17 protein-coding genes are annotated in these 20,714 nt (G+C 45.9%); 12 read left to right on the top strand and 5 right to left on the bottom strand.

Annotation, left to right across the window (positions count from 1 at the left end):
- Window positions 1-32 precede the first annotated feature (32 nt).
- The 3 genes from OEL90_RS00655 to OEL90_RS00645 all read left to right on the top strand — a co-directional run bounded on the left by OEL90_RS00655 (window position 33) and on the right by OEL90_RS00645 (window position 3,606).
- Entirely contained in the window at window positions 33-989 is a 957-nt protein-coding gene (locus OEL90_RS00655) for a 1,4-dihydroxy-2-naphthoate polyprenyltransferase (protein ID WP_300686634.1), read from the top strand.
- Window positions 990-1,059: 70 nt separating this feature from the next.
- Window positions 1,060-2,283, top strand: a complete 1,224-nt coding sequence (locus OEL90_RS00650) for an MFS transporter (RefSeq protein ID WP_291402911.1) — start codon at window positions 1,060-1,062, stop codon at window positions 2,281-2,283.
- Window positions 2,284-2,331: 48 nt separating this feature from the next.
- Entirely contained in the window at window positions 2,332-3,606 is a 1,275-nt protein-coding gene (locus tag OEL90_RS00645) for an MFS transporter (RefSeq protein ID WP_291402913.1), read from the top strand.
- 112 nt (window positions 3,607-3,718) lie between these two features.
- Here OEL90_RS00645 and OEL90_RS00640 read toward each other — a convergent pair whose 3' ends face one another.
- The 5 genes from OEL90_RS00640 to ychF form a co-directional block, all read right to left on the bottom strand.
- Window positions 3,719-5,032: an ABC transporter permease subunit gene (locus OEL90_RS00640; protein ID WP_291402916.1), complete on the bottom strand. Its 1,314-nt coding sequence runs from the start codon at window positions 5,030-5,032 to the stop codon at window positions 3,719-3,721.
- Between the two features lies 1 nt (window position 5,033).
- Window positions 5,034-6,077, bottom strand: coding sequence for an ABC transporter permease subunit (locus OEL90_RS00635; protein ID WP_291402917.1), 1,044 nt, complete (start codon window positions 6,075-6,077; stop codon window positions 5,034-5,036).
- Window positions 6,074-7,681, bottom strand: a complete 1,608-nt coding sequence (locus tag OEL90_RS00630) for a sugar ABC transporter ATP-binding protein (protein WP_291402919.1) — start codon at window positions 7,679-7,681, stop codon at window positions 6,074-6,076. The genes OEL90_RS00635 and OEL90_RS00630 overlap by 4 nt, the downstream gene beginning before the upstream one ends.
- A gap of 164 nt (window positions 7,682-7,845) precedes the next feature.
- Window positions 7,846-9,021, bottom strand: coding sequence for a DUF3798 domain-containing protein (locus OEL90_RS00625; RefSeq protein ID WP_291402921.1), 1,176 nt, complete (start codon window positions 9,019-9,021; stop codon window positions 7,846-7,848).
- Between the two features lie 391 nt (window positions 9,022-9,412).
- A complete protein-coding gene (ychF, locus tag OEL90_RS00620) occupies window positions 9,413-10,504 on the bottom strand; it encodes a redox-regulated ATPase YchF (protein WP_291402923.1) in 1,092 nt (363 codons plus the stop codon).
- Between the two features lie 235 nt (window positions 10,505-10,739).
- Here ychF and rpsD point away from each other — a divergent pair, with 235 nt between their 5' ends.
- From rpsD to OEL90_RS00575, 9 genes are all read left to right on the top strand, one after another.
- Complete coding sequence (gene rpsD, locus OEL90_RS00615; RefSeq protein WP_300686626.1) at window positions 10,740-11,327, top strand: 30S ribosomal protein S4; 588 nt, start codon at window positions 10,740-10,742, stop codon at window positions 11,325-11,327.
- A 129-nt stretch (window positions 11,328-11,456) separates the two neighbouring features.
- Window positions 11,457-12,734 carry an EF-P 5-aminopentanol modification-associated protein YfmF gene (gene yfmF / locus OEL90_RS00610; RefSeq protein ID WP_414635010.1) on the top strand — a complete coding sequence of 426 codons (1,278 nt, stop codon included), beginning with the start codon at window positions 11,457-11,459 and terminating at the stop codon, window positions 12,732-12,734.
- Window positions 12,731-14,029: an EF-P 5-aminopentanol modification-associated protein YfmH gene (gene yfmH, locus OEL90_RS00605; RefSeq protein ID WP_291402929.1), complete on the top strand. Its 1,299-nt coding sequence runs from the start codon at window positions 12,731-12,733 to the stop codon at window positions 14,027-14,029. The genes yfmF and yfmH overlap by 4 nt, the downstream gene beginning before the upstream one ends.
- Window positions 14,029-14,760, top strand: coding sequence for a prolipoprotein diacylglyceryl transferase (gene lgt, locus OEL90_RS00600; RefSeq protein WP_291402931.1), 732 nt, complete (start codon window positions 14,029-14,031; stop codon window positions 14,758-14,760). The genes yfmH and lgt overlap by 1 nt, the downstream gene beginning before the upstream one ends.
- 389 nt (window positions 14,761-15,149) lie before the next feature.
- Window positions 15,150-15,581: a division/cell wall cluster transcriptional repressor MraZ gene (mraZ, locus tag OEL90_RS00595; protein WP_291402933.1), complete on the top strand. Its 432-nt coding sequence runs from the start codon at window positions 15,150-15,152 to the stop codon at window positions 15,579-15,581.
- A gap of 20 nt (window positions 15,582-15,601) precedes the next feature.
- A complete protein-coding gene (gene rsmH, locus OEL90_RS00590) occupies window positions 15,602-16,534 on the top strand; it encodes a 16S rRNA (cytosine(1402)-N(4))-methyltransferase RsmH (RefSeq protein ID WP_300686621.1) in 933 nt (310 codons plus the stop codon).
- Window positions 16,535-16,553: 19 nt separating this feature from the next.
- Complete coding sequence (locus tag OEL90_RS00585) at window positions 16,554-17,030, top strand: hypothetical protein (RefSeq protein WP_291402937.1); 477 nt, start codon at window positions 16,554-16,556, stop codon at window positions 17,028-17,030.
- A gap of 83 nt (window positions 17,031-17,113) precedes the next feature.
- A complete protein-coding gene (locus tag OEL90_RS00580; RefSeq protein WP_300686618.1) occupies window positions 17,114-19,078 on the top strand; it encodes a penicillin-binding transpeptidase domain-containing protein in 1,965 nt (654 codons plus the stop codon).
- 96 nt (window positions 19,079-19,174) lie between these two features.
- On the top strand, window positions 19,175-20,674 hold the full coding sequence (locus OEL90_RS00575) for a UDP-N-acetylmuramoyl-L-alanyl-D-glutamate--2,6-diaminopimelate ligase (RefSeq protein ID WP_291402939.1): 1,500 nt from the start codon (window positions 19,175-19,177) through the stop codon (window positions 20,672-20,674).
- Window positions 20,675-20,714 lie beyond the last annotated feature (40 nt).

The raw sequence follows: 20,714 nt of genomic DNA, 5'->3' as shown, positions 1-20,714 counted from the left end.
CTGCGGACGCAGCTTTAAGGAGTGACAGCAAATTGAAAATAAGCAGTTTTTTGAAACTGGTAGAAATACAGACAAAAGTGGCCAGTGTATTTCCGTTTTTGTTTGGAACACTATATGGCATCTGGCTCCGCGGGTCATTTCGCTGGCAGCCGGCAGCTATAATGTTCCTGTCTTTGCTATGCATAGATATGGCAACCACCGCTGTCAACAATTACATGGATTTCAAACGCGCGATCCGAAGAGAAGGTTATGGTTACGAGGAACATAATGCCATTGTAAAAGATCAGGTCGAAATTGACCGAGTTAAAATGGTTATTATCACATTGCTGGGATTGGGTTTAATTTTGGGCTTGATTCTTGTGTGGATGACCGATTGGATCGTACTTGCTGTCGGTGTCATTTCGGCTGGAATTGGTGTTTTATATTCCTATGGTCCTGTTCCCATTTCGAGAACGCCGCTGGGTGAAGTGTTTTCAGGTGGGTTTATGGGGATCTTGATTCCATTTTTGGCGTTTTATATTCAATTTCCTATTGGAACTTTAATTGAGGTGGGCTGGTTGGCGGATTGGATGACCATCGGCATAGATTACCGCCTTTTACTGAGGCTGATCGTTGTAAGTTTGCCCTTCGCGGTAGGTATTGCCAATATCATGCTTGCCAACAACATTTGTGATTTGGAGGATGACTTGGAGAACCGCAGGTATACAATGGTGGCTTATATTGGGCGGACGCATGCGATCGCGCTTTATCAGCACTTAGTGGTGGCCGCGTATGGTGTAATGGTGATTTCAATTGCCGTGGGCTGGCTGCCGGTTTTTTCTGTGATTGCCGTGGCTACTGGCCTGCCGGTATACAAACTAACTCGTGACTTTTGTGAGCGTCCTGATAAAAAGGAGACGTTTATAAACGCGGTAAAAAGCTTTGTACTGATCGCGGCTGGGATGGTTCTTTCAATGGGCATTGCAGTGACCTATGCCTATTATTCTTAGAGGCAGACTCAAGCTGCGCTTTTATAGACAAAGTGAACTTGACATTAATGATGGGCAAAGTGGTGGTTAAATGGAACGCTGGAAAATAAATCTCTACGCATTATGGCTGACGCAAGTGCTGTCATTGACAAGTTTTGGCCTTGGTATGCCGTTTCTCCCATTTTACATCCAGGAGATTACACCTATGAGTCCGGAGACAGTGAAGTGGTACACAGGGCTTCTCAATGCGCTCCCAGCCTTGACAATGGCCGTGATGTCGCCCATTTGGGGCATGGTTTCTGATCGATATGGCAGAAAGATGATGCTTCTGAGAGCTATGGGCGGAGGCGTCATGATCATAGGTTTGATCGGCATGGTCACAGCAATGTGGCAAATTGTTGTGTTAAGAGGGCTTCAAGGGATTTTCACAGGGACCGTCACTGCAGCGCTGGCATTTGTGGCGAGCAATACACCAACGAAAAATCTTTCTTACGCAATAGGTTTTTTGTCGTCCTCAACATTTCTGGGCTATGCCATAGGTCCAATTATTGGTGGGGTGGTAGCGGAGTGGTTTGGATACAGAGTCAGTTTTTTTGTGGGTGCCGGTCTCATGCTGGTCGCCTTTTTGATGGTCTTGTTTATTATCAATGAAGATCCAAACAGTTATGGGCGGGTCAGAGAAAAGCAAAAGGCGGACTTGCCTTGGTACAAGATTTTTACGCCAGTGATCATGGTGCTGCTGGTTGTTCTTTTGATCAATCGCGTTACGCGAACGGTCTTTACACCTTATATACCAATCTATGTTTCAGAGGTTATACCAGCCGGGAAAAGCCCTGCGCAATGGACAGGTTATATTAACGGATTAGCCGGATTTTCCACTGCAATGGCTGCGATTATCATCAGCAGAATAGCCGACCGCTATGACAAGCGACGTCTGATGTTTGTTTTGGCGGCCATCACTTTAGGACTATCCTTTTTAGTGCTGAGGACGAGTTCGATTATGTCGTTCACTCTGTTATATGGGGTAATGTTTTTTACCCTTGGGGGAATAGAACCCATAGCTATGTCCATGACAGCTGAGCTGACGCCGGCAGATCGCCGGGGAACCTTATTTGGATTCCAGGGGCTGCTTGGGAGCATTGGCATGGTTCTGTCGCCCATGTTTGGCGCCTGGATCTCTGTGGCCTATGGCGTACGCGCCATTTTATGGATCATTCCTGTCATGTTGATCTTCAATATTGTCATATTTATGGTCAGGGGAAATTATGCCAGACGCAGACATCATGTTGAGGAAGATCATAACCAGTCCCTCTAAAGTGAACTGTTTCAAGACTGAATTAGGTTGGGGAAGTGAATTTTAAAAATGCTGCGACGCTTTTTAATTCCATACCGTGGCTTGCCACGGGAAATTTACGTTATTTTTTTCTCGCGGATGATCAACGCGGCGGGGCTATTTATTTTTCCGCTGTTTACGCTGATCCTGACCAGCAAGATTGGTCTTTCAGCCTCTGATGCAGGAATTTGGCTGACACTTATGGGCGTTGTCATTGTACCGGCCAATTTGCTAGGCGGCAAACTGACTGACTGGGTGGGAAGAAAGCCTATGATCCTTCTCGGGCAGTCAATTGGCGGGATTCTTTTTATGATCTGTGGTTTTTTGGAACCGGGAATGACACAGATTTATATGATTTTGAGCGCCTGCTTTTTCTTTGGACTTTCCGATCCGGCAAACTTATCCATAATTGCTGATTTGACGACCAAAGATCAGCGTGAAGCGGCCTATGCGTTGTCTTATATGGGATTTAATCTTGGATTTGCAATTGGACCGACAATTGGAGGCCTTCTTTTTAATCGCTTCTACGCATGGATTTTTTGGGGTGATGCACTGACGTTATTTGTTTCAGTGGCGCTGGTGCAGTTTTTTATCAGGGAGACTTATCAAAAGAATAAGATTGTTTCAGGTCACAGAAGCCTGCCGCAGGCGGACGAAAAGATGGAAGAACCTGGTCCGGATACCATGGAAGCGGCGGTGAGCGGCTCTGTTCTAAAAGTACTGACAGAGCGTCCAATTTTGCTGGTGTTTTCATTGATTTTATTATTTTACAATTTTTCCTACGCTCAGTGGCATTATCTGCTGCCCATTCAACTGGAGGACCTTTTTCCAATGAAAGGAGCATCAACTTTTGGACTTTTGGCAAGTCTGAACGGACTTGTAGTTCTGATTTGCACACCACTTTTGACGTCAGGCCTTAGTCGGTACCCGGCGCTGCGGCGGGTCGCGCTTGGCGGCATGTTCTATCTGGTCGGCTTTGGCACCTTTGCCTTTGCTGACAGCCGGTTCCTGTTTGCACTGGGCTGTATCATCTTCACACTGGGGGAAATCACGATTACCATCAGCTATATGCCATACGTGGCAAACCGAACGCCAGTGAGTCACAGGGGCAGAATGAACGCTGTACTGCCGCTGCTTATGGGTGTTGGATACACTGCGGGACCGGTCGTCATGAGCCGCGGATTGTTGGTTTTCGCGCCCCAGACAGGCTGGCTGATGATTTCAGGGGTGTTGACAATGGCTGTTGCGTGTATGATCGTACTAGATCGTTACGATTCCAGGGTGGGTGTGCGTGACGTGGCATGAAATCAAAAAAAGGTTTGATGACTGCAGCGAAAGAAATAAATGCTGCGGACATCAAACCCTTATTTTTGTATCCAACAATGTTTGAAATGATAACGTTAGCAGGGGAGATTTGCTATTCCTCACCCAGCTGCTTACGCTTGGCTTGAATCTGCGTCTTCCACGCGTGAAGTCCCAGTGACAGGCCTATGACACCGTATGCGACGAAAACCCTGAAATATTCCCCGATTTGAGCGTTTCCAAAGAGATTCTTGCCCGCAAAAGGGGAGATGATAAACATCAGGTGAAACAGCGTCGTTCCTAAAATTGCTTGGCCGATGGTTGCTTTATTGACCGATGCGCCGCCAATCAGAATCGATGCAACGGCAAACATGCCAACCTGTTCGTGGGAGCCATAGGTATTGAGGGTACCGATATTTTGAAGGAAAATCAGCTGACCCCAGGCTGCAAGTACCGTGGAGATCATAATGGAAATAATCCTAACTCTGTCGACGTTGATGCCCGAAACCTTGGCAACGTGCATGTCTTGGCCAACGGTTCGAAAATCCTGACCTAGTTTGGTTCGAACAATAAACAGGTTAAAGGCACAGAGCATAAGAATGGAGAAGATGGTCGCCACCGGAAACTTGATCATAGCCACAAGGCTTTTTGAATTTAAAACGACGACCGAGAAAACAATGCCTGTCAATGAAAGGACAGTGTACATCAGATACTTAGGCAGCCTGACACGCTCGATCTCATCTTTCCTGACGCGGAAGACCTTAAATAGGCTGAAAACAGCAGTGATTACTGAGAAGCCTGCAAGGGCAGGGAAGAATCGTGTCTTGTAAATGCCGTCAAGGGCGTAGAGAATACCGTCTTTGAGGTCGATTGTATTCTTTATGCCGACGCCGCCGGAAAGCACTAAAACCGGATTGTCCATTGGGATGAGGGTACCGATCAGGAACAGGAAGAGAAATTGATAGAGACCCATAGCGAAAAATCCCAAGATCATTGACGTGATCATTTCCTGGCCCTTTGTCTTGTTAAGGATTTTGCCTGTTAACCAGCCGAAGAGCAGTGCGAAGGGTACGCTGATCAGCGCGGCCAATAGAAACCCTTTCATCCCGGTAATCTGCCAGTGTGTGACTGCGATCAGCGCAATCTGGCCCGCCATAGCACCTATGACGATACCAAAATTGAGGCCCATCCCTGCCAGTACCGGAATAATCAGAGATAATACAAGGAATGAGTTTCTTGCAATCCGGAGCACCAACTCGTTCATGACAAACGCAGCCGGTTGCTTAGCCAGAATCAGTCCAAAAAAGCAAATAACCACAAATATGATGGTGACAATATTGTCAAAGGCGATCTGCTTGAGGTTCAAGGTTGGCTTCCTGATAACCGAGGTTTTCACATCTTCTAAAAGTGGCTTATTCTGATCCGTCATGCTAATCACCTCCGTTTGAGACTTTTGTCAAGGAATAGAGAATGATGCCATTCTGAACTATAATTCTGGCAATCTCTGACAAGTTGCCCTCTGTGACAATTTTATTCGCAACAGGGAGGGAAACGGTCAGCAGCCCTTGGAAGAGAAAGGTACCGATGATGACATGCATTAAAGTGGCCTTGTGTGAAGATGCTCCTCCTATCAGAATCGCAGCGACTGCTGCAAAGCCCATCATCATAGGCGCTTGATAAAGCTGGAAGAAACCATAACTCTGGGAATAGACTATTATGCCCACGGCCCCGAGAATGGTTGAAAGCATGGTGCCAATAATTCTTGCGCGATCGACTTGAATGCCGGTCGCAGCCGCGAATTTTGGATTAATGCCTGCAGCACTCATCATAACACCCGTCCGGGTTCTCAGGAATAAAAACATCAATAGGCACATAGCCAGGAAAAACAGGAGCAGCCCTGTTGGAACCATAACACCAAAAATTTTGAAATCCAGAAAGTTATTCAACAACTTGTCGTATTTTCCAGTCAGTGTGATGGTCGTTCTGAGTCCGTCACCGATAGGCCATTTGATTTCAGGGCTATGGAACGGCAGCAGAAGCCAGGCAATGTTCATAAGCGATACTGCAGAGAATCCTACATAGGTAGCGACTAACATTTCTGATCCTTTAACGCGATTGAGCATCAGACCGTATAAGTATCCTATGACGGCAGCAATGGGAAGGGAGACCAGAATTGCTATTATAAAACCATTGATCCCAATGAGGTTCATCTCAATGCTGACCAATCCGCCCAGCAGTCCGCAGACTATGCCGAGAGGCAGCCCGAAATTGAGGCCTATGCCGCTATGTATTCCTGGGACCATGGCGAGTACGAGTACGCCGTTCATTCCGGTTCTGACTAAAGTATCCGATACCAGCGAATTAAGCGGAAGCTTGAGGAAGTAGGCTGATACCAATAGGGCCAGAAAGAATGATAAAATGATCAAACGGGGAAGTCCAAACTGATGGATAAATCTTTGAAACCGCTCTTTCATCTTATAGCTTCCCCCTTTTCAATGACTTTGCCATAATCACCGGACATCATCAGGCCAAAATTCGCATCGCTGTCATTTGGCGCGAGGACACCTTCAATTTTTCCTTCCGTTACAATAGCAATTCGATCGCAGATCGATCTAAGCTCAGCCAGCTCGCTGGAAGTCATAACAATAGTCATTCCGTGGTCGCGGTTCAACTTGATCAAAGTATCCAGCACCAATTTTTTGGCGCCTATATCGATCCCTCTGGTCGGTTCGGAAACAAAAAGAATTTCGGGATTTAAGGTCAGGGCCCGAGCAATGCAAACTTTTTGCTGGTTGCCGCCGCTCAGTCTTCTGGATGGTTGTTCCGGTCCGGTACAACGAATATCAAGATCCTTAATCATTCGGTTGGCGTGGTCTCGGATTTCGCCGGTATTTTTTTGTGTGACCGGCCCGTATTTTTTTATGTACCGTTTGTGAATATGCATGGAAGAGATGACAATATTGTCTTCGATTGAGCTGTCAAGCAGCAATCCTACGCCGCGACGGTCCTCTGAAACGAATGCGATCCCCTTCTTTAAAATTACTTCAGGCTGACTGGAGGGGAGAGCTTCACCTTTAAAAAGAACTGTTCCGGTTGAAGGATATAGGCCCATAATACCATTGGCTATGCCAATTTTTCCTTGTCCGGCCAGTCCCCCAAGACCAAGAATTTCACCTTTGTGGACTTCCAAGCTGACGCCTTTGACTTGTTCGCCTGGCATTTGAACTTTGAAGTCTTTAATTTCCATCAAAATCTCAGGCGTTTTGGTAACGTCTCGATTCTCAGAGTGCATAGCCTCGATTTCGCGACCTACCATCATGGCAGCAATTTCCATAACGTTGGTGTGCGCTGCTTCTAGTGCTGCAACCTGTTCGCCGTCTCGGAGAATGGTGATGTCTCTGGCTATGGCCATAACTTCCTCCAGGCGGTGGGTAATGAACAGGATGGCAATACCTGCCTCGCAAATTCGCCTCATTGCTGCCAGAAGCGTATCCGCTTCACTTTCAGTCAAGACTGCAGTTGGCTCATCGAAAACCAGGAGTCTAACATTTTTCTTGTCAATTTCACGGGCAATTTCAATGAACTGCATGTAGCCTACCGGCATGCCGGAAACACCCTGACGTTCGTTAATGTCGACGCCGAGAGTATCGATAGCTTGACGGGCATCCGCGTTCATGGCTTTTCTGTCTAAGGTTTTCATGGATTTTCCAAACAAAGCGCTGACGACATTGCTTTTTAGAATTTCTCTGTTGAGTTTGATATTCTCAGTGACAGTAAATCCGGGAATGAGCATGAATTCCTGGTGGACCATGCCTATACCGTGTTCCATGGCATCTTTTGGTGACTTGATCTGAACTTCTTTGCCATCGATCATAATCTTGCCGCCATACCCACCTGTACTATGTATGACTGGCATACCGAAAAGGATGTTCATAAGAGTTGATTTGCCGGCGCCATTTTCACCGAGCAGGGCGTGAACCTCACCTGCGCGGGCATTGATCGTGACACCTTTTAGCACTTTGTTGCCGAAGTAGTCTTTTTGAATATCTTGCATCGAAAGGACATATGGTTCGCTCAAGCTGTACCTCCCCTGATTGTGTCATTTGCATTTAGTACCCTGTAGTTTTATGATTCTGATTCGCGTATACAGACACTTTTCATTTAAAACCGGAGGCGCCTTTTAGTGGCAGCCTCCGGTGCGCTGTAGAACTTTTGCTTCATTAAGAACTTAACAGGGTTCTATTAGAAGGTAATGTAGTCGGAAAGAACCATGAAGAAGTTTTCAAAGGTATTGCCTGTACTTTCATTTGTGAAAGTATCGAGTTGAATTGGAGAACCAGCAATCTTAGTAAAGACTTCTTCTACCTTTGCTTTGTCAACTTTGTCAGTTGTTTCGCCATTGAGGTATGCAATAGCATATTCAACGCCGCCTTCAACAAACATCATGTTGACTGGGATCGGCCATGTTGAGAATTTGCCTGTACCGCCGCCTTCAGCGATTTTAGCTGTGATTTCGCCAACGAGGAAGTCTATGTCGCCTTTTTTGTCTTCAGGAATCTCGATGCCAAGAGCACCTGGATAGCCGTGGTAAGGTGATGGACAGCATTGCTGCGGATAAAGGGCGCCGCCCTCGAGGACAGCTTTGATCAAAGGCTCCTGCATAGAGCAGTTTGTGCTGAAGAATGCGGTATCAGTGCCGTATTCCTGAATCTTTCTTGGAACGTCTTCGAGAATAAACTGTTGAGCGCCTGGAACGCCAGCGTCACCGGTAGGGTCCGGAGCAGTCGCGTCTACAAAAGTGATGCCAAGTCGCTCGCACTCAGATTTAAATATGTCTCTGCGCATAGCGAGAAGCTGATAAGACATGTGACGTGGGAAGGAATAGTGCACGAATGTCTTCGCGCCCATATTTTGAGCTTGCTCAATGATCGTATAGCCCATGCCGAGCTCGTCAGCCTGGAAGACGACGTCAGCTTTGCTGGCGATCATGTCTGGGTCTTCACCAGGTACGCCAGCGACGAAAAGAATGTCATCCCGGATTTCGCGAACTTTGTCAATGGCAGCAGAAGTGCCAGGGACAGCCTGAACGATGACGATGGCCTTGACTTCAGGATCAGAAGCCATAGAAAGAACGTTCGCGATAGTCGTTTCTGTTTCTTTCATGAAGTTGTCCGGGTAAGTTTGAAGAATAATCATATCGCCATATTTTTCTTTCATTTTCTCAGCGGCGCGATATTCTTCTTCACCTTGGGAAACTGTGCCTGTCATGATGCCGATCTTATAAGCTGGTGCTTCAGGTGTGGCTGGTGTTTCGCCACCAGCAGGTGCAGCTGGAGCAGGTTCTTCTGTAGGTCCGCAAGCGGCGAGACTGAAAATCATAACCGCAAGCATCAGCAGTGCCAATATTCTCTTTGACATATGTATCCCCCTTTTACAATCTTGGTCAGCAGCGCTCTGACCTAATAAAAATTCTACATGAATTTACCAAATCCTTCAATGATGCAAAAAAAATCAAAATGAATATATTCATTTTTAATGTATAAAATAACAGACCGGAATTGTTTATACGTTTAAGAATTCAGAAATTTCAACGGTTTCAATCAATTTAATTGAAATCTCATTTCAAATCACTTTCATTTGTTAAGAAAACTTCATATATCTTAAGATGCTTTTGGAGCAGAATTTAATAAAGCCGTTGAGCAAAAAAAGACCCCCTTAGGCTGCCAGGGGATCTTCAGAAAATTCTATATGAATTTGTATGTTAATCAGCACTGTATTAAAAAGGTGAGACTTAAGTCAACGTAAAGGCCTAGACATTGAAGCGGAACAGGATCACGTCGCCGTCCTTAACTTCATACTCTTTGCCTTCAAGGCGGACCAAGCCTTTTTCCTTAGCATGTGCCATAGTACCGACATGTATTAAATCATCATAAGCAATAGTTTCTGCGCGAATGAAGCCACGTTCAATATCAGAGTGGATTTTCCCGGCTGCCTGTGGGGCTTTTGTTCCGCGACGGATCGTCCAAGCTCTAACTTCCTGCGGTCCGGCAGTCAGAAAGCTGATCAAATCGAGCAGGTGATAGCAAGCGTGGACAAGCTTGTCGAGCCCGGCTTCGTCAAGTCCGAGGTCATTTAGAAATGCAATGCGGTCCTCCTCGTCGAGTTCAGCAATTTCCTGCTCGATTTTGGCGCAAATAACGACAACCTCTGCTTTCTCCGTTTCAGCGTGCTCTCTGACAGCAGCGACATATGGGTTGTCTACACCGCTCATCAAATCATCTTCAGAGACGTTGGCAACATAAATAATAGGCTTATAAGTCAGAAGGTTGAAGCTCTTTGCAAGGCGATCCTCTTCATCATCCAGATCCAGAGTTCTCGCACTTTGGCCGGATTCAAGCACCCCATTGATTCGTTCGAGAAGGTCGAGTTCTGCCTGAAGTGACTTGTCCGCCTTCAAACCCTTTCTTGTCTTGTCGATGCGGCGCTCGATCATTTCAAGATCTGAATAAATCAATTCCAAATTGATAGTTTCTATATCGCTGAGGGGCGCAATTTTGCCTTCCACGTGTACGACATTGTCATCTATAAAACAGCGGACGACGTGAACAATTGCAGCAACCTCACGAATGTGGCCCAGGAATTTGTTGCCGAGACCTTCACCTTTGCTGGCGCCTCTAACAAGTCCTGCGATGTCGTAGAACTCTATAGCGGTCGGAACCACTCTTTGAGAGTTATATAGCCCTTGAAGGACACCAAGTCTCTTGTCCGGAACGGCAACGACGCCGACGTTTGGTTCGATAGTACAGAAAGGATAGTTCGCAGACTCCGCGCCTGCCTTTGTGATCGCGTTGAACAATGTGCTTTTTCCAACGTTGGGAAGCCCAACAATGCCTAATTTCATCTAATCCTACCTCGCTTATTTTTCAGGTGCCGCACCAACGGTCAGCGTCACTCATATTGACCCACCTGAAGATTATAATAGAAAACCAGACAACATGCAATTCTAAAGAAGGAAAAGACTAAGGACAAATGAGCCGAGCAAATGATAATAAAAATCATTTGCAACAAAGAAAGGTTTTTGATATACTGACTTTGGCTTGATTTTACCGCGGCAATCCAAAATCTGGAGGTAAAGCATGGCTAGACCCATGGGACCAAAATTCAAAGAATGCAGACGGCTTGGACTAAACGTCCACGGCCACCCCAAAGCAATGGACCGCTATAAGCAGGGCATGGCGCGGGACGATCGCAAACTGTCAAAATACGGGGAGCAGCTCCTCGAAAAGCAACGTCTCAAAGCTTACTACGGCGTTATGGAAAAACAAATGACACACTATGTCCGGCGCGCATTTAAGAGTCGCGACATACCTGGCAATTATTTAGTACGAGCCCTTGAAACTCGTCTGGACAATCTGGTTTATCGTGCCGGATTTGCCACAACACTGAGACAGGCACGACAAATGGTCGTACATGGCCATATTTCTGTCGATGGAAGAAAACTGGATATTCCGAGTTTTCCTGTAAATGTGGGGGATGTCATAGCACTGCGGTCTGAGTCGCAAGTTTTCCAGAATAATTACGATTCAGCTTTGGGTACTGTGCCCTACATTGGACGGCTAGAGGCACAGCGTTCCGTTGTCCTGGTTAGAATGCCGGAGCGCTTCGAAGTCCCTGTTGTGATCAACGATGCGCTGATAGTTGAATTCTACTCCAAACAGCACTGATTGGTGATGTTTGCCGATGGTAACGTGTCCAACAATTCAATTTATTATAAAAATAGCAGGGAAACCTGCTGTTTTTTTTAAAAAAAGGTATAATAGAAACAACTACAATGTCATAACACAGGTGATTACATGATAGAAGAGGTTAAATACATCCAATTGGCCCAAGGAGTCAGGCTTGTGCTGATCAGGTCAGGCAAATTCAAGACTGACTTGGTGAGTGTTTATTTGAAACGTCCGCTGGACAAGGCAGAGGCGACTTACAATACATTGCTTGCAAGGGTTATGGAACGCGGGACTGAACAATATCCAACCACACAGTCCTTTAATGCGCATCTTGATAACTTATACGGCGCAATGCTTTATTCTGATGTCACCAAAATTGGAGAGCTGCATATACTCCAGTTTAAGACTCAATTGCCCAGGAGTTCCTGGATTCTGGACATGAATTCATTAAAAGAAGCCATTGGCATTTTAAAAGAAGTGATCTTCGAACCCGCCTTGGAAGAAGGTGCTTTTATTAAGGCCTATGTCGACCAGGAAATCGAGAATCTGAAACAGGAAATTGAAAGCCGGACTAACGACAAAGCCACTTACGCCATGGATCGAATGGTGGAGCATATGTGTCCCGACGAGCCTTACAGTGCGTATACTTACGGAGATGTTTCTTTTCTTGAAGATATGGACGCTGTTAAACTCTACCATCATTATTTAAAAGTTCTCAAGGAAGCGGAAATTGACATAGTTGTGTTCGGCGATTTTGAATTTGACAAGGCTTTGACGGAATGCAAAGAAGCGTTTGCGTTTTCAGGCGCAAGGACGTCTTTGGAAGTAACCTCTCCTTGGCGTTCAGAACTCGGCAAAGTGAAAGAAATTATTGAACGAACTGATGTCAATCAAGCAAAGTTAGTTATTGGATACCGCTCGGTCATTAGCGGCGACCATCCTCTCTATTATCCGGCCATGTTGTTCAGCACCGTATTGGGCGGGACTCCGAGCAGCCGTTTGTTTAACCGGGTCAGGGAAAAAGAAAGCCTTTGTTATTACATTCAGTCCAAATTTGACAGGTTCAAGGGCATGCTCATGGTTATGGCCGGGATAGACAAGACGTCCGGTACAAAAGTCACAGAACTGACAGATGAAATCCTCCGGGATTTAATTGAAGGCCGTGTCACTCAGGAGGAACTGGAGATTGCTAAAAAATCAATAGTTTCAGGCCTTAGGTCCATTACGGACTTCCCGAACAGTTATAGCAATTTTCTGTTTTCCCAACTTCTGTCACATGAGGAATTGGATATTGAAAGAATTATCGACAAGGTCAATCAGGTTAGCGTTGATCAGATGACCGAAGCAGGCAGGACCTTTGTCAAAGACACATGGTATATGTTGACAGGGGAGGAAGACCAATGAACAAATGGACAAGTTATTCAGACCCTCTATTAAATGAAACTATTCTAAAACACAAAATGGATTGCGGACTGGAGGTCTATTTGCTAGTCAAGCCCGGATTCGCAAAAAAGTTTGCTTACTTCGGCACACGATATGGCGCTTTCTTTAATGAAATTATCCTCGAGGGGAAACGCGTCACATTTCCGCTTGGCGCGGCCCACTTTCTCGAGCACAAGATCTTTGAAGATAAGGAAAAGAACGTATTCGACGCTTTCTCGGAGCTTGGTGCTTCCGTCAACGCTTACACCAACTATACTTCTACGGTCTATCATTTTTCCACCAGCGAAAATTTCGAGCCCAGTCTCGAAAAACTTCTTGAATTTGTTCAAAGAACTCATCTGACAGACGAAAATGTCGAGAAGGAAAAAGGGATCATTCTCCAAGAGATTGCCTCTTATGAAGATGATCCGGGCTTCAGAACCTTGGTTAATTTATTGAAGAATTTATATTTGGAGCACCCTGTCAGGGAAGATATTGCCGGAACGCCTGAATCAGTCTCTGCGACAACGAAAGAAGAGCTTGAACTGGCGTACAGCACTTTTTATGTGCCGGAAAACATGGTTCTTTTCGTTGCGGGCGATCTTGATCCGGATCGTGTATTGGAAATTGTAGAGCAAAATTTAGATGATGCCTTCAAACAACGAAAGAGCCAATTTGAGCTGGTGATGCCACACGAGCCTGCCGGTTGTCAAAAGGAACGAGTTGAACTTGAAATGTCTGTCCCGGCGCCACTTTTTGAAATGGCTTATAAGCATCCTCCGTTTCCTTATGGCGCTCAGGAAACACTCAAACATACCATGGAGATCAAAGTATTGCTGGATGCGCAATTTGGTCGCGGCTCCATTTTTTACAACAAGATGTATGAAAGTGGTATATTCAATCCGACTTTGTCCATAGATTTTACGCAGGGTCAGGGTTATACTTACACTATTTTCGGTGGCGAATCCCAGCGATTCGAAGAAGCTATTGAAGCGTTTCGCGCTGAAATTGCGAGAATTCTGGAGGAAGGGCCTGACCGTGACGCGTTTGAGCGCATCCGCAGAAAAATGACCGGGAAGTTCATCAGTGCTTCGAACTCGCTTCAGTATTTGTCCAGTGCTTTCATGCATTATTACATGAAGGGACATCATCTGTTCGATTATCTTAAAACCATTCATGAGATCCAAGTGAATGAGGCTTTTAAAACCTTTCAAAGCATATTTTCAAATCCGGATGAAGTCATCTCGATTATCAAACCAAGAGGAGAGAAATCATAGTGAATCCAGTTGCATTTGAAGTTTTTGGCATAGGCATACGCTGGTATGGCATTTTGATAGCCGCTGCCATGTTGATAGGTTCCGTCTACACCATTCGCGAGGGCAAGAAACTCGGGTATTCAGAGGATCATCTTTTGGATTTGATTTTGGTGGTTTTGGTGAGTGCCATAGTAGGGGCAAGACTTTGGTATGTGGCTTTCAACTTATCTTATTATCTTTCAGATCCATCAGAAATTATCAACTTGAGAGGCGGCGGTCTTGCTATACACGGCGGTGTGGTATTTGGCATTATTGCCGGATATTTTGTCACCCGCTGGAGACGCCTCGACTTTTTTAAGATGGCTGATGTCATAGCACCGGTTTTAGCCCTTGGTCAGGCAATTGGCAGGTGGGGAAACTTCGCCAACCAGGAAGCCCACGGCGGTCCGACAGCTTTGCCGTGGGGAATTATGATTGATGGTGTAAAGGTTCATCCTACTTTTTTATATGAGTCTTTGTGGAACCTGGCGCTCTTTGCATTTCTGATGACTTACAAAAAAAGAAAGCCTTTTGACGGCGCACTGATGTTCCTGTACCTGATTGTTTATTCGGTTGGACGCTTTTGGATTGAGGGGCTTCGAACAGACAGTTTGATGGTCGGTCCGTTCAGAACAGCTCAAGTGACGAGCTTGATCATGATTGCTGTTGGCGCAGCTGCCTGGCGCTGGAGATCGAATCGCAGCAAGTCTTAACGAAATGGTTTTTTTTACAGTCTCAAGTAAGAAACAAATAATTTCTAGTCAATTTCAGATTGTGTGTAAACGAGTTTTGAAAAACTTAAAGGCGCTCCTATGGGCGCTTTTTTTATTGCCATAATTGATGGAAGGATGTGTTGGCAGCGGATATTGGAAGTGGGTGTCAGACACCGCCTTCTTCACAATTGACAACGTCTGCGGCTTCCATCTGCTACTGACTTTTTTGCTGGAAATAATTATGCGTTATTTTCAAAATTTTGTGTGAAAGCAGTAGAAATGTTGATGTAAATAATGTAAAATGGAATCAATAAGTGGGTAAAAGTGGGTCAAAGTGGTATAAAGTGTAATAGTTGATCCTGAAGTGTTATAGAAAAGGGGGCGGGGCCATGTTTATCGGTGAATTCACACATGCTTTGGATGCCAAAGGCCGCGTCAGCATCCCTTCAAAATTCAGAGAATCTTTGGGTGATCTGTTCTATATCACAAAAGGCCTGGACAATTGCCTCTTTGTATTTCCTGAAGAAGAATGGAAACTTTTTGAAGAAAAATTGAAAGCACTTCCAATGACGAATAAGAACGCAAGGGCGTTCGTCAGACTGTTTTTCTCGGGTGCTTCCGAATGCGAGCTGGACAAGCAGGGCCGCATACTGATTCCGCAGACATTGAGAGAACATGCAGCTATAGAACGTGAAGCCGTTATCATTGGCACTGGGACTCGCATTGAGATCTGGAGCCAGGACGGCTGGAACGGCTACATTGATCCTGAAAATATCGATTATGATGAGATCGCAGAACATATGGCTGAACTTGGAATATAACAGGAGAAGGAGGTATGACCGTGGCGTTTGAACATGTCAGCGTACTATTGGAAGCTTGCATTGACGCACTTGAGATCCGGGAGAACGGAGACTACGTGGACTGTACACTCGGCGGCGGCGGTCACTCCGAAGCCATTTTGGAGAAATTGCCGGAAGGCAGGCTGGCGGGCATCGATCAGGATCGTGATGCATTAGCTGCTGCAACGTCAAGGTTAAAGCGTTTTGGAGATCATTTTTATCCGGTTCACAGCAATTTTGTTCACATTAAGAATGTGATAGAAGATCTTGGATGGCCTGGTGTAGACGGTATATTGATTGACCTGGGCGTTTCCTCCTACCAGCTGGATGAAGCAGAGCGTGGGTTTTCTTATATGAACGAAGGTCTCCTCGATATGAGAATGGATCAAACACAGTCGCTGACAGCGGAAGAGGTCATCAATACATATTCTGAGAAGTCTCTTTACGAAGTTATTAGAGATTACGGTGAAGAGAAATGGGCTTCAAGAATTGCAAAATTCATTGTTGAAGCCAGGAGACAAGCGCCAATCAAAAAAACCTCCGAACTGGTTTCCATCATAAAAGCGGCCATACCCTCCAAAGCCAGACAGGATGGTCCGCATCCCGCAAAAAGAACTTTTCAGGCGATTCGCATTGAAGTCAATGATGAGCTTGGAATTATTGAAAAGACCATCAGAGACGGAGTAGAAACTTTGAAACCGGGTGGCAGGATGGCGATCATCACCTTTCATTCACTTGAGGATCGCATTGTCAAGCAGACATTTAAGGATTTATCAACAGCGTGCATATGCCCGCCTGAATTTCCTGTCTGTGTCTGCAATCGAAAAGCCATAGTCAAAACCATCACTCGAAAACCAATTCTGCCTTCTGAAGAAGAGCTTGAATATAATCCTAGAGCGAGAAGCGCAAAACTTAGAATAGCAGAAAAATTGTAAGGTGCAGGGGGTCATGACCATGTCAGCAGCAAGAACTATGACAGACTTTCAAAATTATGATGATTATCGCGCTTACATATTAAGAAAAAATGTAGAAGATGCTGCTGACCGACACGAAGAGAAAGCATCGAGAAAAAAGCAGCGCAGAAGACTCTCCATGTCTTTGAGAATTATTGCTTTTTCAGCGCTGCTCTTTATCATGCTCTCAGTGGTCGTCATCCGTTATGCGGATGTCTATGAAGCGAAATATGACATACATGCTATGCAGTCTGAGATCAAGCAGATCAACCAAGAGATTGAAGAAATCAGAGCCTCCATGGACAGTACAGTCTCGCTGGAAAATGTTGAGAGGGTTGCGGTACAAGAACTTAAAATGCAATATCCACAACCGGAACAAATCGTTTATTTGACATCTAACTGGAAATACTCCCTTGACAGCGCCGCCAAAAGTGATTATGTTGTAGAGGATGGAAATACAACAGGTTCCATGAACTGACCTCCACTGGACTGCGAATGATATTGCAGTCAGTACATCCAGAGAGTTATGGCACCTTGTAGACCTGTGGAAGGAAGGCTTCTATGACGAAACCAAATAAGATGCATCGACTTCGTTTATGGGCTGCCTATCTTATAGTCAGCCTTATTTTATTCGGGCTGATTGGAAGATTGGCATACATACAAGTCATAAATAATGAATTCTATCTTTCAAAAGCACTCAGCCATCAAATCCGGGATATTCCTCTTCCGGCACTTCGCGGTGACATCTTGGACCGCAATGGCATGAAACTGGCTTTCTCCATGAGCACCTTTACGGTATGGGCGAGGCCGGCAGATGTTGATGACCCTGAAGCACACGGAGAGGCTTTATCGACTATCCTGGACGAATCGGCGGCTGGTATTTCTGCAAGAATCAGCAATCCCGAAAGTACTTTGGTACGCGTCGCGAAGGGATTGACCAAGTCAAAAGCCGACTTGGTCCGAAACAAAGGCCTAAAAGGTGTTTGGGTGACTGAGTCGAGCAAGCGGGTTTATCCTTATGGCAACTTCGCCGCTCATATTATTGGTCATTCGACTGAGGATGGCGATGGCTTGTCCGGTATAGAGCAAATGTTGGACGAAGCGCTGTCAGGTCTTGACGGTAAGATTGTCTCTCATACAGATGCCGCCGGCAGAACACTCCCGGTAGGGGATGAAAAAGTATACGAGCCAGAAGATGGCTATAATGTAGTTCTGACGCTCGACGAAGTAATTCAACACTTTACTGAGAAAGCGGTGGATGGTGGTCTTAAGGACTTTGGTGCCAAGCGCATTATGGCGGTTGTCATGGATCCAATGACCGGAGAGGTTCTGGCTATGACAACGAAGCCGGATTACGATCCCAATACACCCCGGGAGCTGACTTCCTTTTTCACAGCGGAGGAAATTGCCGCAATGGATAATGACGCTATGTTTCAGGCGTGGAATCAGATCTGGCGAAACCCAATTGTCAGCGATACTTACGAGCCGGGATCTACCTTTAAATTACTGACAGCTGCGGCTGGACTGGAAGAAGATAAAGTAAGTGTGAATTCAACTTTCAATGACAAAGGCTATATTATTGTCAACGGTGTCAGAATCAACTGCTTGAGAAGCAATAACCCTCACGGGCTACAGACGCTGACTCAGGGTCTTGAAAACTCTTGCAACCCTGTGTTTATTGAAATTGGTCAAAGACTTGGCACCGAGACCTTTTTCAATTACGTTGAGGATTTTGGATTCACAGAAAAAACGGGGATCCTGCTTCCGGCTGAAGGCAATGCGCTCGTTCAGGCAGAAGAGAGGATTGGCCCCGTTGAGCTTGCCACCATGTCCTTTGGCCACGGCGTCTCTACGACACCTATTCAAGTGGCAACGGCAGTTTCCGCGATCGTCAATGGCGGCAATTTGATGCAGCCGTTGATAGTCAAATCCTTATCTGATGATGAGGGAAATGTCGTGGAGTCATTTGAGCCTAAAGTCAGACGTCAAGTGATTTCAAAAGAAACTTCGGATGAAATGCGAAAAATGATGGAATCTGTCGTCCTCAAAGGTTCAGGAAAGAAGGCTTACATTCCGGGTATTGGCGTGGGCGGCAAAACAGGTACAACAGAGAAACTGGTTGACGGCCGTTATTCCAAGGACCTTGCTTATGCTTCTTTTGTTGGATTCGCACCTGTTGATGACCCCAAAGTTGTGGTTTTGGTGATCGTTGATGAGCCTAAAGATATCAACTTTGGCAGTGTTGTTGCGGCACCGATCGCACACAACATATTGCTGGATACTTTGAGATATATGAAGGTGGAGCCTGAAATCCTGGATGCTGCTAAAATGGTCACAGTCCCTGATTTGACCGGAAAGACATTCAAGCAGGCGCAAGCAATTCTCGACGCATCTGAATTGTTGCTCAATACTGTGCCAATTGATCTGGATGATCCTGAAGCGATTGTTCAAATGCAGTATCCTGCTGCGGGAGAAAAAATTCGTCAACACTCGATTGTAATCTTGTCTTTTGATACGACGCATTAAAAAATAGTATTAAAAATGCTATAATAAGAAGGCAATTTGTTGTATACTAAATTGCCTTTTTGTTTTATCGATTTTCAGGACAGGATGTGGATACAGTTGAATTTGGAATGTTTGTTGGAGGGACTCTCCTGTGAGTGTCTTAAAGGACAACTGAATGTTGAAATAAACGGTATACAAACAGACTCCAGAAGTATAGGCCCTGGAAACCTGTTTATTGCGATGGAAGGAATTACCACAGATGGCCATCGTTTTTTGAGCCAGGCAGCAAGTCAGGGGGCTATCGCGGCGCTCGTAGAAAAATCCAAAGAGGCGCTGAACCTTGACCTCGAATCGTCCGGATTTCATTGTGTCGTTCGGGTTGAAAGCTTGAGCCGTAATCTTGCGCTCTTGGGTTCGCGCTTCTATGAGAATCCCTCGGAAGCTATGACTGTGATTGGCATTACTGGAACGAATGGCAAAACCTCGGTTGCTCAGATGCTTGCGGATGCCCTGGAGAGTCTAGGGAAGCGGGTGGGAGTTTTTGGAACCATCGGCAACCGTATTGGGGATCAGACTTTTGAAACACAGAACACCACTCCCGAGCCGGTAGCGCTCCAGCGGCTGTTTCGTAATGCTGTGAATGCCGGCGCATCGCATCTGATAATGGAAGTGTCCTCCCATGGGCTCGAACTGGGGCGTGTAGACCACACACATTTTAAATGCGCTGTATTCACGAATTTGACGGAAGATCATTTGGACTTTCATGGTGATATGGAGTCTTATTTTCAAGCGAAACTGAGACTCTTTGAGATGAATCAAGGCATCGCGGTCGTCAATTGGGAGGACGCCTATGGAAAGCGTCTGGTTGAGCGTCTGCGTGCATCCGGGAAACAGGTAGTCACTTATGGTCTGTCTCGGGTTTGTGATTTTCGGGCGGATGAGATCGCCTGGACGCCGCTTGGCACTGAATTTATTCTGAACATGCCAGAGGATGAATCTAAGGTATGCGTTCCCGGACTCGGACGAATCCAGGTTTTTAATGCTTTAGCAGTTTTTGCGACATTGTCGGTGCTTGGCTTTCAAACGGATGCCGTCATTCGCTCATCCGGAAGTTTGAAAGCGGTACCGGGCAGAATGGAGCGCATTGATGGAATTTGGCCTTTTGATGTTTTTGTCGATTTTGCCCACACCCCCGACGCACTCAGGAATGTTCTTGAGATCGCCAGGGAAATGACTAAGGGCAAACTTCGCGTTCTGTTCGGCTGCGGCGGCGACAGAGACCGGATTAAGCGTCCAGTTATGGGGCAGCTTGCAGCGACTCTGGCGGATGAAGTTTTTCTGACCAGCGACAATCCCAGGACAGAAAGCGCTGAGTCAATATTGGCGGAGGTTTTGGCGGGAATTCCGGAAACTGTAATGGGCAAGGTGCTGGTTGAGGTCGACCGCCATTTAGCGATTCAGACTGCGGTTCGCCGTTTGGAAGAAGGTGATGTTCTGATTCTGGCAGGAAAGGGGCATGAACCCTATCAAATAATCGGAACGACCAAACACCATTTTGACGACAGAGAAGAAGCACTTGAGGCACTTAAAGCAGTAATGGCGTCCAAAGTGATTTAGATATAAGTGGAACAACAATAGCTGCATACTAGAATTTGTG

This window comes from Acidaminobacter sp. (genome assembly GCF_030247605.1).
In the GTDB taxonomy this organism is placed as follows: domain Bacteria; phylum Bacillota; class Clostridia; order Peptostreptococcales; family Acidaminobacteraceae; genus Acidaminobacter.
The sequence above is the reverse complement of the archived record's forward strand: the minus strand, read 5'-3'. Positions and strand labels throughout refer to the sequence as shown.